Raw genomic sequence first — 12,936 nt, forward strand, 5'->3', positions numbered from 1 at the left:
GAGGAAAATCCGCACCAAGCGATATGTTCGCCGGGTGTCCGCAGTGAACTTCACCTCGGTGGCGCCGATCGTGCCGGTCCGAGACCTCGATGCCGCGATCGACCGCTATCGACGACTTGGGTTCGACGCACGCAAATACGACGGCCCCGAGCGTTACGGGTTCGCCGACCGCGGACCGGTGTCGATCCACCTCACCGAATGGGACGAGCACGACCCGCTGCGGACGGCCGCCGGCGTGTATCTCTACGTCAGCGACGCCGACGCTCTCTACGCGGAGTGGGCGGCGCTGGAAGGCCTCGATGGCCGCCTGATCCCACCGCAGGACACGGACTATGGTCTGCGCGAATTCGCCTACGTCGATCCGGACGGCACCGCGCACCGCGTCGGCTCGCGCATCCAATCAAGTTGATACCGCGGGCGTTTCGCCGGCCGGCGGGGCGGCGGCCTGGCTGTGGGCCAGCGCCACCGTCGCCGCGGCCATGACCGCGACCGAGACGCCCAGCGCCACCAGGCCGACATCGTTGGTCCGGAGCGTCTCGCCCAGCACGGTGACACCGAGCACCGATCCGACGACGGGCTCGGCGACGGTCACCGCGGGCAGCGACGCGGTGAGCGGGCCCGCCCGAAACGCCGACTGCTCCCAGGCGGTGGCCGCGATCGCCACCACCACCCACACGTACAACTCGGGTGTGCGGAGCAGGGCGGGGATGCCGTGGTCGAGCTGGTCGACCACGCCTTTGGTCAAGACCGAGAACAGTCCCCACAGCGAGCCGGACATCAGCCCAAGCAACAGCGCCGCGACCGCGCCCGGGAACATGCGTGCGCCGATCACGCACAGGATGAGCGCCGGACCCATCACCAGCGCCACGATCGTCCATATGTGCACCGACCCGCGGGGGGTCCCCTCCTGGGGGTCGCCGACCGTCACCACGATCGCCACCGCGGCCGCCAGCAACACCGCCCAAAGCGCTTGCCAGGCAGTAATTCTGCGGTGGTTCACCCGGGCGCTGATGAGCAACGCGAACAGCAACGACGTCACCAACAGCGCTTGCACGAGCACCACCGAGCCGAAGCCCAGCGCGGCGGCCTGAAACCCGAACCCGGCGCCGGCCACCAGGCTGCCGGTCCACCACTGACGGTCGCGCAGCAGCCGGCGAAACAGGGCGAGGGTGCCCACCGGTTCGTCGGTGACCTGTTGGGCGGATCGCTGCTGGATGACGTCGCCGATGCCCACCATCAGGGCGGCCGCGACCGCAAGGACCGCCGCGATGTCTGCTCTGCCCACCGAGATCTCCTGTCCCATCAGCCCAACGCACGTCTCACCTTGCCAACCGATCCAAGGACTTGCGACCCTAGACGGTTGGGTGGCATCTGGCGGAATCTCGGGTCACGTTGCGCGCAGAAAGCAGACAGTGGAGGTCGCCACCATGACAAACCGACGGTTGTTGCGTGTGCTGGTGTGGCCACCCGCCGCCGTCGCCGGCATTCTGGCGGCGTTGTATCTGCTCTTGCTCGGTTGGGGAACGCTGATGCGGGTACGACGCATCAGCGACTGGACGCGGCAGCTCACCAAGCGGGGAAATCCTTACCTGCGCAAGATCGCCGGGACCCGACTGGGAATGCTCTACTTCAACCTCAGCGCGCTGGAGCACGTCGGGCGGCGAAGTGGCCGAACCTATGTGACGCCGCTCAGCGCTTATCCGCTCGGTGACGGTTTCGTGCTCGCGGCGGCGTACCCCCACGTTGACTGGCTGGACAACGTGCTGGCCGCCCGCACCTGCAGGCTCACCTGGAACGGCGCACAGTATGCGCTGGAAAACCCCGAGCTAATCCCGCGGGCAGCGGCGATGGAGGCTTATCCCTTGCTCGTGCGGCCATTCCTGGCAGGCGCCGCAGGACAGAACAAGTTCGTCTGGCTCCATCGCACGGCCGAAGGCGAACGCGCGCAAGTCAATCCGGCGGTTGCAGCAGGGGAGCGCGGCTGATGAGTGACATCGGTGTGCTGGCGACCGAGGCGATCGGCCTGCTCATCGACGCCGTGGACCGGATTCCGCCGGAGAACTGGGACCGCCCGTCCAACCTCGAGGGCTGGAGCCTGCGCGATCTGGTGGGTCACGTGACCGGCAGCGCAGCGAAGGTGGTGACGCTCGTCGAAGACGGCGAAATCTGGGATCGTCCCTCTGAACCGTCGGACTGGGTTTGCGACGACCCGGCCGCGCGGCTTCGTGGACTGGCAACGCGGCTGGACGACGCGCTGCCGGGTGCCGACCTCGACGGGATGCGGAAATCGCCGGAAGGCCAGGTCCCTTTGCGCCGGGCGCTGACTTTTCCGGTTTCGGACCTGGCCATGCACGCCTGGGACATCCACCGCTCGCAAGGGCGGCTGGTCGAGCTGCCCGCGGACCTGCTCGGGCTGTGCCGCGGTTTGGTGGAGTCGCTGCCGGAGCCTATGTTGCGGCGACCGGGCGGCTTCGGACCGGCCCAGGCCGCGCCGGATGATGCGACACCGACTGCTCGACTCATGGCTTTTCTCGGGCGCTCAGTCGACGCCGGCGCCGTGCGGCACAACTGATTTGCATTCAGCCCCTGCGCCGCATCAGTCACAAATCCACCACGAGTCATTGCCGCCGGCAGGGACGGATGCGCCGTGGGTGACCCCCCGGGGCGTCAGCTGTTGCGTCTGATTTTGAGCGCGGTGGTGATCATCGGGATTTGCAGCGGCAGCCGGGCCAGCGCGGCGATGCGCATCGGCCAGGGCTTGCCCCACCACAACCGGCACATGTTGACGTTGGCCGGGAACACGCCGACGAAGAGTGCGGCGGCCGCCAGCGCGGCCTGCCGTCGGGTGCGCGGTGGCACCAGGAGCGCGCCGATGACTATCTCGGCGACTCCCGATGCGTAGGTGTAGAGCCGCGCGTCGCCGGGCAGCTCGGCGGGGACGATGTCGTCGAACGGCTTGGGCGCCAGGAAGTGCAGGGTGCCGACGCCCACGAGCATTGCCGCGATGCGGTAGGCCGTGTTCTGGGTCGCGTCGGATCCAGCGAGGGGGGTGGTCATCGACCTATTGTGTCTTGTTCCGTGGTGAATGTGCTCCAGCGGACCGCCGTGGGAAAGATCGGTCCAAAGCACGCGAATCGACAGCCGGGGTTTCGGCGTGCTTCCTGCTTGACGAGTCGGGCGGTGTCTTCGGCGAATCCGTCTCGGGAGTAGCGGTTGAGGATCTCGTCGAGGTTGTCGGGGTGCAGCGCCCATTGCTGGGCCAGGACGTCGACCAATCCGCCCACACGGAGCCAGTGAGCTATCGCTCCGTATCGGTGCGCCGGGACGAACGGGTTGAGGTTGGTCGTGATGGCCAGGGCCACGCTGTCCTGACGTGAGCCCGTCCACCCGGCGGCCGCCGCGATCTCGCGAGCCTGTCTGGCGCCGGCGACGGTGAAGCACCCTCGCCGACCGGGGTCGAAGAGCCCGACGTCGTGGAGTAGCGCTGCGACACAAAGCGCTTCGCGGTCGATTGGGTCGGGGTGACCGCTCAACTCGTAGCGGATGGCCGTGAAGTAATAGGTGCGGTAACTGTGGTTGACGATCTGCGGGCTGGCGACGGCGCGCAGGCGCTCCGCGGCCGCGCGGACTGCGTCCGTGCGCGGCGGTGCCCACTGCGCCAGGTCGATTTTTCGGGGAACCTCGGGTGCGGCAATAGGAAAGCGGCGGAGCGCCCAGCGAAGTCGGGGAGCGGCGCCACCGAGTAGCACCGCGCCGGTGCCGGCGAGCAGAGCCAGGCGCTGGGGCACCGACAGCGGCGGGCCGCCCCGTCTTTCCCATTCCAGCGAGCCAACCGGGGGCGTGTGGACCATCGGTCACTCCGCTCTCGTCGGGTGTGCGTCAAGGAAGCCCTCGATCGCGGTGACAAGGCGATCGGGCTGCTCTTCGGGGATGAAGGTGCGGCTGCCGGCGATGAGTTGAAATTGGCCTTGCGGCAATAGCTTTGCCAGCCGCCGTCCGTGGTCGCGGGGAAAGATCTTGTCGTTGTCGGCCCAGAGCACGAGCGCGGGTTTGTCGAAGCCGGTGAGCCGGTCCGCGGCCTCGAACGTGTATTTCGTGTCGACCGCTCGTAGCATGCGCCGGAAGTCGCGCCTGACTCCCGGGTTGAGGCGCACGGGGTCGGTGAAGGAGCGCATGATGTCTGGGGGCATGGGCCGTGAGGTCACAAACCCGTAGGCAGTGGGCAGGCGCTGGATCGCCTTGAACTGCGCCGTGTAGGCGACGATCCAGGTGAGTAGCCGCGAGCGTGCCATCACCTCCAGGTACTTCTGTGGCGTCGGCGGGAACTTCTCGAACGCGTCGCACGAGGTGAGCACCAGGCGGGCGATCCGTTCGGGGTGGCGTCCCACCAGCGCCTGCGCGACGGCGCCACCCGTGTCGTTGGCGACGATCGTGACGTCGTCGAGGCCCAAGGCGGCGATGAAGTCCGCGGTGATCCGGGCCATGCCGGGCAGCGACAGATCTGCATCGGCTTTCAGCGGCAGCGAATGCGAGCCCCACGGCAGGTCTGGCGTGATGCATCGATGGCTGCGGGCCAAGCGCGGCACGATGTTTCGCCACAGATCGCCGTTGACGCCGACGCCATGCACGAACACGATCGGCGGGCCATCGCCGCGGTCGCGGTAGTTGATCGCGCCTTGCGGGATGACGACGCGACGCTCCTGGCCAAGATCGGCACTGATCGACATGAGAGCATACTTGCATGGTGCAAGTAGGTCGGCAATGGCGCGACTCAATGTCGCGCCGGACGGCCTTCCCACGCAGCCAGTTGAGGCGGTGTCAGGGTGGTCGGCTCGCCATCCGCTCCGACGGCACCGGGCGCGGGCACGACGCGCAGGTCGCGCAGCCCGATGGGTTCGTCGCAGTGCTCGCATCGCAGCGCGCCACCGGCCTCGTGATCGCAGCCGGTGTGGAGGATCAGGACCTCGGGGCCGTCCGGACCCGGTTCGTGTCGGTCGGCCCAGGCCATCAGCGTCAACACCACCGGGAACAGGTCGCGGCCCTTTGGGGTCAGGTGGTACGAGCCGCGCGACCCGCTGCGCTCCAGCACGCCGTGATCGACCAGCTTCTGCAGCCGAGCGCTTAACACATTCGTCGCCAGCCCGAGGCTGCGAAGGAATTCGTCGTAGCGGGTCAACCCGTGGAAGGCATCGCGGACGATCAGCAGCGTCCAGCGCTCGCCGAGGATCGTCAGCGCACGGGCGAGCGCACAGCTCTGGCCCGTGTAGTCGCGCCCAAGTGGCATGGTGCAAGTTTAGGCCGCCGGCGGTTGCTTGATTGTTAGCGCCGTCACAGACCGCGGGGTCCGCAACCTAGCCCGTTACTATTGCGCATACGGTATTGAATACGATTCCATCCACCCGTTGCTGCCGACCGCAGCCAGACACTTCGAGGTTGAGCACATGGCCGCACCCGTCATTGTCGGAGCGGTTCGGACGGCGATCGGCCGTTCCTTCAAGGGCACCCTCGTCAACACACCCCCCGAGACGCTGATCACCACGGTGCTTCCGGAGGTGGTGCGCAGGTCCGGCGTCGACCCATCCGCGATCGACGACATCATCTTCGCCGAATCCCATTACGGGGGTGGCGATTTGGCGCGTTATGCGGCGACCGCGACCGGCATGGAGGACATTCCCGGCCAATCGGTGAACCGGCACTGCGCGGGCAGCCTGACCGCCATCGGAAACGCCGCGGCCCAGATCGGCTCCGGGATGGAACGCGTCCTCATCGCCGGCGGCGTGCAGTCGTTGTCGATGACGCCGCTGACCAACTGGCGAATTCCCGGTCCTGAGCTGAAGTTCCAGGAGCAGTGGATGCCGCCGACGCACGTGGAGACGCCCGATGCGCCCACCCGGGACATGTCGATCACCGTCGGCTGGAATACGGCGCAGGCGGTCGGCATCACCCGCGAGGAAATGGACGCTTGGGCCGCGCGCTCGCATCAGCGCGCCATCGCTGCCATGGATGCGGGCAAGTTCGTCGACGAGATCGTCCCGCTGAAGGTCACCCAGCTCGACGGTTCGGTGATCGACTTCTCCGTCGACGAGCATCCCCGCCGGGACACCACCGTCGAGAAGCTGGCCGCACTCAAGGTGCTGCACCCCGAGATCGAGGGGTTCTCGATCACCGCGGGCAACAGCAGTGGCACCAATGACGCCGCCGCGGCGGTCGCCCTCGTCGATCGCGAGTACGCCACCGCGGAGAACCTCAACGTGATGGGCACGGTGCGGGCGTGGGCCGCCGCGGGTGTCGCTCCCAGGGACACCGGGCTGGGGGCTGTCAAGGTCATCGGCAAGGTGCTGCAGCGGGCCGGTCTGTCGGTCGGCGACGTGGCGCTGTGGGAGATCAACGAGGCGTTCGCCTCGGTACCGATCGCCGCGTGCCGCGAGTACGGCCTCGACGAGGAGAAGGTGAACTTCTCCGGTAGCGGGTGCAGCCTCGGCCACCCCATCGCGGCGTCGGGCGCGCGCATGGTGACCACGCTGGCCTATGAGCTGGCCCGCAGGGGCGGCGGCATCGGCGTCGCGGCCATGTGCGCGGGCGGCGGCCAGGGCGGTGCCGTCGTCATCGAGGTCTAGCGGCGATCGCGAGCGCGGCGAAGCCGGGCGAGGCGGGTCGCCGCCATTGGGCGCGGCGATCGCGAGCGCGGCGAAGCCGGGCGAGGCGGGTCGCCGCCATTGGGCGCGGCGATCGCGAGGTCTGGCGGCGGATCGCCGCCATCCGGTTCAGCAGCGGGTCGCCGCCATCGGTTCTGCCTAGTTGCAGAACGTGTAGCCGATGAACTGGGTGCCGCGCGTATCGCCGCTCGAGTAGTTGGCGAAGTGCACGGCCGGCTGTCCGTTGTACTGGGCGTTCATCTTCTGCACGTTTGGTGGGGGGACGTCTTTGGGGAAGGCCAGGATCATGTCGGCGAAGATGTTCAGGCCGGCCTGGCAGATGGCTTCGCGCCGTGGCGGTTGCGGATTCCACGCGTGTACGACAACCGGCTCCGTCAGCTGATAGCCCGCCGCACAATTCGGGTCGCAGACCTTGAAGACGGCCGTGCCGGTCCCGTCGGCGCCCTGCGGCCCCCACGCGCTCCACGACATGCCTTGCAGCGCAACGGCGACGCTCGCGCAGCCCAGCACGTTGAGCCGCTTCGGGCGCTCGACCGGCGGAGCGGACAGGTTGTAGCAACCAGGGATGGCGAAGCTCTGCGGCGGTGGCGGCAGCGATGTGGCCGGGGCCGCGGCTTGACTGCCCTGGGTCACCTTGAACCCGACAAAGGCGAGTAGGCCGCCCAACGCGAGCGCCGAGACGATGCCGATCACGATCAGGCGCCCCCGTGGAACGCGTCCCAGTCGGCTCAACAAAGGAACGTTGCCCCCGCTCACGTTCAACAGATTACGACCGAACCGTTCCGCCCGGGGTGGTGCCCGTCAGCCTTCGCCTAGGCAGGGTAAAGTTGGTCAACGCTACCAACTTAAGGATTGTGATGGCCCTGCGACTGACGGATGACCACGAACTGGCGGCGCGGTTGGCGACCGAGGCCGGGCGGCTCCTGCTCACGGTGCGCGAAGAGTTCGCCGAGGCCGACGCAAGCGAGCGGAAAGCCGCGGGCGACAAGCGATCCCACGATTTCTTGATGGCGGCTCTCGCCGACGAGCGGCCCGACGACGCGGTGCTGTCCGAGGAGGGGGCCGACTACCCGGTTCGGCTGCGCTCGGAACGCGTGTGGATCGTGGATCCCCTGGACGGCACGCGGGAATTCTCCGAACTCGGGCGCGACGACTGGGCGGTGCACGTCGCGCTGTGGGAGGCGGGCGAGTTGGTTGCCGGTGCGGTGGCGCTGCCGGCGCAGGGCATCACCCTGGCCACCCCCGAGGTCGATTCGCCACCCGCGGCCCCGGGCAAGCCGCGCATCGTGGTGTCACGCACCCGGCCGCCCGCCATCGCCCTGACCGTCCGCGACGCGCTGGACGGCGTGCTGGTGGAGATGGGCTCCGCCGGAGCCAAGGTCGCGTCGCTGGTCCAGGGATTGTCCGACGTCTACGTGCACGCCGGCGGCCAGTTCGAGTGGGACTCGGCCGCCCCGGTGGCCGTGGCCCGCGCCGCCGGGCTGCATACGTCGCGCATTGACGGGTCCCCCCTGGTTTACAACCAGTCGGACCCGAAGTTGCCCGATCTGGTGGTCTGCCGGCCTGAGCTGGCCGAGGCGGTGCTCGCGGTCACGTCGGGGCCGAACGTCGGCTAGTTGCGCCGAGCACGCCCAAATCCCGACGTGCGGCCTCATTTTCTCGGCAGGGCGCGCGACTACGTTTGAGGAATGCTGACGAGTTCTCCGTGCGATGGCTTTCGGCTGGCCTACCAACGTCACGGGACCGGCGGGCAATCGGTGATACTGCTGCACGGATGGCCCGGCGACCACACGGATTACCGCCACGTTGTACCCCTGCTGGACAAGGATTTCGACGTTGTGGTTCCTGACTTGCGCGGGTTCGGGCGGTCGGACAAGCAGCCCGTCGACCCAGCCCACGGATACGGCGCCGCGGCCCAGGCGTCCAGCATCGTCGGCCTGATCGATGAACTCGGCTTGCGGCGACCTGTCGTCGCCGGCTACGACATCGGAAGCCGCATAGCTCAAACCCTGGCCACGGATCGGCCGGGGCTCGTCAAGCACCTGGTCCTGTCGCCTCCGCTGCCCGGCGTCGGAACCCGCGGGCTCGATCCGGACGCCCAAGAGCAGTTCTGGTACCAAGCGTTTCACCAGCTGTCACTGGCGCACGAGCTGATCGACGGAAATCCCCGCGCCGTCCGCAGGTACCTGTCTCACTTCTGGGGGGCATGGTCCGGCCCGACGTTCGGGCTCGCGGATGCCGACTTGGAGCATCTCGTCGCCGCCTATTCGCCGCCCGGCGCTTTCCGCGCCTCGATTGCCTGGTATCGGGCGGGTTCCGGAACGGTGGCGACCGCACCGGGCGAACGGCCACCGCGGCGGGACCAACGCATCAGTACGCCCGCGTCCGTGCTTTGGCCACTACGCGATCCGCTGTTTCCCCCCGTGTGGTCGGATCGCCTCGACGAGTTCTTCACGGACGTTCAGCTGACCACCGTCGATGGCGCCGGCCACTTCGCACCGCTCGAATCCCCAGACGAGTTCGCCGACCTCATACGCCGCGGGGCGATTGCCGCCTAACAGCCCGATCCCCGAGTGCCGCCGCAACCGTGGGTCCAGCCGCGTTCACAGCCGGCGCCTGCGCCCCTTGGCCTCCTCGGTCCACTCCTTCTCGATCCGCCCGATCTCGAGCGAGAGCAGCGTGAGGGTCGGGTTGTCGCAGTGGATTTCGTGTCCGGTGCGGTACTTCGCCGTTTCACCGGTGGCGGGCAGGTGTGGCCGTAACCCCTCGAACCACTCGTCGCCCACGACATTGGGCGGATCGCCGTTCCTGGGTCCGCAAGCCCATTGCCGGTAGGCATCCCGGGCGTCGGCCAAGCCGGCCCGCCATCGCTGAATCGTCTCGCAGCGTTGCCCGTGCAACTGCAAGATCATCTGGTGCTTGTGGTCGGCACTGCCCATCATCCTGGGCAGCACGGTGTCGGAGACCGACCTCGCGACGCCCGCCGCCCCCGCGGCCGACGCGCCCACCACCATCCCCATGAGACCCATCAACGCACCGTCCATGCGCTGATCGTTCCATTCGACACCGGCCGCCCGACGCGGAGCCCGGCGGACGAGCCGTCGGCGGGGACCTACGATCGTGCCGGCCCAGTGTCCGACGGCCCAGCGGAGCGCAGCGATGTCGCGGATCGACACCCACCACCACGCGATGCCGGCGTTCTACCGGGAGTCGTTGCTAAAAGCCGGGATTGGCGAGGCGGGCGGGCGCTACCGGAGTGGAGCCCTGATGCGCGGTCAGCGCAGGGCCTGCTGCCAGGACAGAATGCGTTCGGCCAGTTCGGGTCCGGAGTCTTCCTGGATGAAGTGACCGGCATTGATGCGGGCGTGCGGTTGGCCCGCGGCGCCGGGGATGTGCTGGATCAGGGGACGGTCGGCCCGCCCGAGGATGGGGTCGCGGGCGCCGAAGATGGCAAGGCAGGGTTTCTCCCACTGCCCCAGGACTTTCCATGCGGCTCTGTTGGCGGGGATCGCGGGATCGTCCGGTGAGGTCGGCACCAACTGAGGGAAGGCCCGGGCCCCGGCCTGATACGACTTGTCGGGGAACGGTGCGTCGTACCCGGCCCGCACCCGGGCCGGAACCCGCCGCACGGTCCCAACCGAGACGATGCGGCCGGCGGGCAATACGGGGGAGTAGCGTGCGAACGCCCGCCAGGCGTAGAAGGCGGGCGGGGTGGGCCGCTGCGCGGTGGGCAGGAAACCATTCGCGACCACCAGTCGCGCGATGCGGTCACCCTGCTCGGCGGCGATGCGCAGCCCGATCAGCGATCCCCAGTCCTGCACGAACAACGTCGCGTCCTTGAGGTTGAGCCGCTCGAACCAGGAGGTCACCCATTCGACGTGCCGCTGATAGGTGTAATCGCCGATCCGGCCGGGCTTGTCGGAGCGACCAAAGCCGATCAGGTCGGGCGCGAGCACGCGGTTCCCGGCGTCGGCGAGGGGCTGGATCATCGTCCGGTACAGGTAGCTCCAGGTGGGCTCGCCGTGCAGCAGCACGATCGGCGGCCCATCCGCCGGGCCCTCGTCGAGGAAGTGCATGCGCAGCGGCTGCGTGTCGCTCGCCGCCACGTCGAGGTAGTTCGCTACGAACGGATACCCTTCCAGGTTTTCGAATCGGGAATCCGGGGTTCGTAGCACATGCATATTCAGCTCCTCCGGTGGGTGGGCGCCTTGAGTTAGCCTCTCGCGGCGACGCCAGTTCGTCTAGTGGGAGATTGGGAGATTTCATTGGGCCCGGCGTTGACAGGACATTAAACTGGCTTGTTCATGGCGATTCGGCGTGCGGTCCTGCTCATTGCCGACATCAGCGGCTATACCCACTACATGCAGTGGAACCGCACCCACCTGGCGCACGCCCAGTTGACGGTGGCAGGGCTGCTGGAGTCGGTGATCGACGCCGGCAGAGGCATGAAGCTGGCCAAGCTGGAGGGCGACGCCGCCTTCTTCTGGGCGCCCGACGGCGACGCCAAAGTGCTGGTGTGTGACCGGCTGTCCCGGATGCGGGAGGCGTTCATCGCGCGGCGCGAGCGCTTCAAGAAGGATCTGGCCTGCGAGTGCGCGTGTTGCGCGCAGCTGGACAACCTGTCGTTGAAGTTCGTCGTCCACCAGGGTGAGGTGGCCGAGCAACGGGTGAAGCGCCACGTGGAATTCGCGGGCTTCGACGTGATCCTGGTGCATCGAATGCTGAAAAACCTGGTGCCCGTGGTCGAATACGTGTTGATGACCGATCCCGTCGCCGCGTGCCTGGACGAATCCGTGCGCTCGCAGTGCAAACCGCTGATGCACGTGTTCGACGACATCGGGGAGACGTCGACGCACTACATCGACCTTGCGACGGCGCAGGTTTCCCTCGCTCCGGTCCAGTCCAGCTTCTTTCGCCGGTTCGGGGCGACGATGAAGCTGGAATTGAGCTCGTTGCCCTTCGTGCTCGGGTTCAAGGAGCCCGCCGAGGGGTTCCGCAACCTGGGTCGCGGGGCCGAGGAGATCCCCGCCTAACCCCTGTCGGCGAGCGCCCGGCCCATCCGGGACACGGCCTCGGTGAGAATGGCCGCCGAGGTCGCGAAGTTCAGCCGGACGTGCCCCGCCCCGCCGGTTCCGAAAACGTGGCCGGAACTGAGCGCCACCCGGGCGTGGTCGCGGAACCACCGGGCAGGCCCGGACAGGTCGGCGACCACCGCAGGGCCGTCGGCGGCGTCCTCGACGAACCCGAGCTCCCGGCAGTCGAGCCATGCGAGGTAAGTCCCTTGCGGCCATTGATATTTCACACTCGGCAGGTGTTCGGCCACCAGGTCGCCGAGTAGCTGGCGGTTCCGGTCGAGGCCGCGCAGCAGCTCGTCAAGCCATTCGCCGCCGGTCCGGAAGGCTTCGGCGTGCGCGATGACGCCCAGGTGGCTCGGCCCGTGACTGACCTCCTCCGGCATCCGGCGCAGATCCGCGGCCGCCTCCGGGCCCGCGATGGCCAGAGCCGCCTTCAGGCCGGACAGGTTCCACGCCTTGGAGGCGGACGTCAGGGCGAAGGCGTTCTCCGCACCGGGGACGGTCAGGTACGGGGTGAACCGCGACCCGGACAGGATGACGGGTGCATGGATCTCGTCGGAGACCACCCGGACGGCGAACCGGTGGGCGAGCTCGGCGACCTGGCGCAATTCCTCGCTGGTGTGCACCGAGCCGGTCGGGTTGTGCGGGTTGCACAGCAAGTACGCGACCTTGCCGTCCGAAGTGCCGGCACGCGCGAACGCGCCCTCCAAGTTGCTCAAATCGATTCGTCCGTCGGCGTCCAGTGGGGCCTCGATCACGCGGCGGCCGTCGTGCGAGATGAACGCGTAGAACGGCGCGTACACGGGCGGGTTGACGACGACGGCGTCACCGCGGTCGGTGACCAGACGCAACAGCTCCACGGCGCCGAGCATGACGTCGGGGACGATCGCCGTGCGGCCGACCTCCAGGTCGTGCCATTGCCAACGCCGCGAGGCGAACTCACTCACCGCTTCGGCAAATGCAGTGCCGCAAGGGTATCCGGTGTCACCGATGTCGATGGCCCGGCGCAGGGCCGCGGCCACCGTCGGCGCCAGGTTGACGTCCATCTCGGCAACCCAGAGCGGCAACACGTCGTCCGCGTACGCGCGCCACTTCATGCTGGTGCGCAGCCGCAATTGGGGGAGGGTGAGTTCCTCGAGCGGGTTAAACGTCACCCGGCCAGATTGTAGGGCAGACCAGGTGGCGAACGCGTGCTTGGGAATCGT

The 12,936-nt window shown here is 68.1% G+C and carries 16 protein-coding genes; 7 read left to right on the plus strand and 9 right to left on the minus strand.

Features of this window, described 5'->3' with window-relative positions; all coding sequences use genetic code 11:
* Positions 1-43 precede the first annotated feature (43 nt).
* Positions 44-409 (plus strand): VOC family protein, encoded by a 366-nt coding sequence (locus tag A9X04_RS02725; RefSeq protein ID WP_082974763.1) that lies wholly within the window; start codon positions 44-46, stop codon positions 407-409.
* On the opposite strand, the gene A9X04_RS02730 is transcribed toward A9X04_RS02725, so the two are convergent.
* Positions 401-1,285, minus strand: coding sequence for a DMT family transporter (locus A9X04_RS02730; RefSeq protein ID WP_067917581.1), 885 nt, complete (start codon positions 1,283-1,285; stop codon positions 401-403). The genes A9X04_RS02725 and A9X04_RS02730 overlap by 9 nt on opposite strands.
* Before the next feature lie 127 nt (positions 1,286-1,412).
* Here A9X04_RS02730 and A9X04_RS02735 point away from each other — a divergent pair, with 127 nt between their 5' ends.
* Positions 1,413-1,985, plus strand: a complete 573-nt coding sequence (locus A9X04_RS02735) for a hypothetical protein (RefSeq protein ID WP_156764191.1) — start codon at positions 1,413-1,415, stop codon at positions 1,983-1,985.
* 14 nt (positions 1,986-1,999) lie between these two features.
* A complete protein-coding gene (locus A9X04_RS02740) occupies positions 2,000-2,572 on the plus strand; it encodes a TIGR03086 family metal-binding protein (protein ID WP_231985644.1) in 573 nt (190 codons plus the stop codon).
* A gap of 95 nt (positions 2,573-2,667) precedes the next feature.
* On the opposite strand, the gene A9X04_RS02745 is transcribed toward A9X04_RS02740, so the two are convergent.
* From A9X04_RS02745 to A9X04_RS02760, 4 genes are read right to left on the minus strand one after another with little or no spacing between them, the layout of a single operon-like run.
* Complete coding sequence (locus A9X04_RS02745; RefSeq protein WP_067917498.1) at positions 2,668-3,057, minus strand: MauE/DoxX family redox-associated membrane protein; 390 nt, start codon at positions 3,055-3,057, stop codon at positions 2,668-2,670.
* Positions 3,054-3,851 carry an HD domain-containing protein gene (locus A9X04_RS02750; protein ID WP_067917500.1) on the minus strand — a complete coding sequence of 266 codons (798 nt, stop codon included), beginning with the start codon at positions 3,849-3,851 and terminating at the stop codon, positions 3,054-3,056. The genes A9X04_RS02745 and A9X04_RS02750 overlap by 4 nt, the downstream gene beginning before the upstream one ends.
* A 3-nt stretch (positions 3,852-3,854) precedes the next feature.
* Positions 3,855-4,727, minus strand: coding sequence for an alpha/beta fold hydrolase (locus A9X04_RS02755; RefSeq protein WP_067917502.1), 873 nt, complete (start codon positions 4,725-4,727; stop codon positions 3,855-3,857).
* Between the two features lie 44 nt (positions 4,728-4,771).
* Positions 4,772-5,284, minus strand: a complete 513-nt coding sequence (locus A9X04_RS02760) for a helix-turn-helix domain-containing protein (protein ID WP_067917504.1) — start codon at positions 5,282-5,284, stop codon at positions 4,772-4,774.
* Positions 5,285-5,441: 157 nt separating this feature from the next.
* Here A9X04_RS02760 and A9X04_RS02765 point away from each other — a divergent pair, with 157 nt between their 5' ends.
* Positions 5,442-6,617: a thiolase family protein gene (locus A9X04_RS02765; RefSeq protein WP_067917583.1), complete on the plus strand. Its 1,176-nt coding sequence runs from the start codon at positions 5,442-5,444 to the stop codon at positions 6,615-6,617.
* A gap of 177 nt (positions 6,618-6,794) precedes the next feature.
* On the opposite strand, the gene A9X04_RS02770 is transcribed toward A9X04_RS02765, so the two are convergent.
* Positions 6,795-7,349: a hypothetical protein gene (locus A9X04_RS02770; RefSeq protein ID WP_369807512.1), complete on the minus strand. Its 555-nt coding sequence runs from the start codon at positions 7,347-7,349 to the stop codon at positions 6,795-6,797.
* A gap of 164 nt (positions 7,350-7,513) precedes the next feature.
* Between A9X04_RS02770 and A9X04_RS02775 the strand changes: the two genes are divergently transcribed.
* Together A9X04_RS02775 and A9X04_RS02780 are read left to right on the plus strand one after the other, a co-directional pair.
* Positions 7,514-8,272 carry a 3'(2'),5'-bisphosphate nucleotidase CysQ gene (locus tag A9X04_RS02775; RefSeq protein ID WP_067917506.1) on the plus strand — a complete coding sequence of 253 codons (759 nt, stop codon included), beginning with the start codon at positions 7,514-7,516 and terminating at the stop codon, positions 8,270-8,272.
* Between the two features lie 72 nt (positions 8,273-8,344).
* On the plus strand, positions 8,345-9,214 hold the full coding sequence (locus A9X04_RS02780; RefSeq protein WP_067917509.1) for an alpha/beta fold hydrolase: 870 nt from the start codon (positions 8,345-8,347) through the stop codon (positions 9,212-9,214).
* A gap of 45 nt (positions 9,215-9,259) precedes the next feature.
* Here the strand turns inward: A9X04_RS02780 and A9X04_RS02785 are convergent, their stop codons facing one another.
* Entirely contained in the window at positions 9,260-9,700 is a 441-nt protein-coding gene (locus A9X04_RS02785; protein WP_067917586.1) for a hypothetical protein, read from the minus strand.
* A gap of 231 nt (positions 9,701-9,931) precedes the next feature.
* Entirely contained in the window at positions 9,932-10,837 is a 906-nt protein-coding gene (locus A9X04_RS02790; protein ID WP_067917511.1) for a haloalkane dehalogenase, read from the minus strand.
* A 123-nt stretch (positions 10,838-10,960) separates the two neighbouring features.
* Here A9X04_RS02790 and A9X04_RS02795 point away from each other — a divergent pair, with 123 nt between their 5' ends.
* Positions 10,961-11,689 (plus strand): DUF2652 domain-containing protein, encoded by a 729-nt coding sequence (locus tag A9X04_RS02795; protein ID WP_067917513.1) that lies wholly within the window; start codon positions 10,961-10,963, stop codon positions 11,687-11,689.
* Here the strand turns inward: A9X04_RS02795 and A9X04_RS02800 are convergent.
* Complete coding sequence (locus A9X04_RS02800; RefSeq protein ID WP_369828911.1) at positions 11,686-12,828, minus strand: MalY/PatB family protein; 1,143 nt, start codon at positions 12,826-12,828, stop codon at positions 11,686-11,688. The two genes, A9X04_RS02795 and A9X04_RS02800, sit on opposite strands and share 4 nt — an antisense overlap.
* Positions 12,829-12,936 lie beyond the last annotated feature (108 nt).

Origin of the sequence: Mycobacterium sp. E3247, assembly GCF_001667785.1 — a bacterium.
In the GTDB taxonomy this organism is placed as follows: Bacteria; Actinomycetota; Actinomycetes; order Mycobacteriales; family Mycobacteriaceae; genus Mycobacterium.

Bases quoted from the DNA above. Each gene is read 5' to 3' on its own strand.
- A9X04_RS02745 (WP_067917498.1), bottom strand. From the start codon at position 3,057: ATGACCACCCCCCTCGCTGGATCCGACGCGACCCAGAACACGGCCTAC.
- A9X04_RS02750 (WP_067917500.1), bottom strand. From the start codon at position 3,851: ATGGTCCACACGCCCCCGGTTGGCTCGCTGGAATGGGAAAGACGGGGC.
- A9X04_RS02755 (WP_067917502.1), bottom strand. From the start codon at position 4,727: ATGTCGATCAGTGCCGATCTTGGCCAGGAGCGTCGCGTCGTCATCCCG.
- A9X04_RS02760 (WP_067917504.1), bottom strand. From the start codon at position 5,284: ATGCCACTTGGGCGCGACTACACGGGCCAGAGCTGTGCGCTCGCCCGT.
- A9X04_RS02765 (WP_067917583.1), top strand. From the start codon at position 5,442: ATGGCCGCACCCGTCATTGTCGGAGCGGTTCGGACGGCGATCGGCCGT.
- A9X04_RS02775 (WP_067917506.1), top strand. From the start codon at position 7,514: ATGGCCCTGCGACTGACGGATGACCACGAACTGGCGGCGCGGTTGGCG.
- A9X04_RS02780 (WP_067917509.1), top strand. From the start codon at position 8,345: ATGCTGACGAGTTCTCCGTGCGATGGCTTTCGGCTGGCCTACCAACGT.
- A9X04_RS02785 (WP_067917586.1), bottom strand. From the start codon at position 9,700: ATGGACGGTGCGTTGATGGGTCTCATGGGGATGGTGGTGGGCGCGTCG.
- A9X04_RS02790 (WP_067917511.1), bottom strand. From the start codon at position 10,837: ATGCATGTGCTACGAACCCCGGATTCCCGATTCGAAAACCTGGAAGGG.
- A9X04_RS02795 (WP_067917513.1), top strand. From the start codon at position 10,961: ATGGCGATTCGGCGTGCGGTCCTGCTCATTGCCGACATCAGCGGCTAT.
- A9X04_RS02800 (WP_369828911.1), bottom strand. From the start codon at position 12,828: ATGAAGTGGCGCGCGTACGCGGACGACGTGTTGCCGCTCTGGGTTGCC.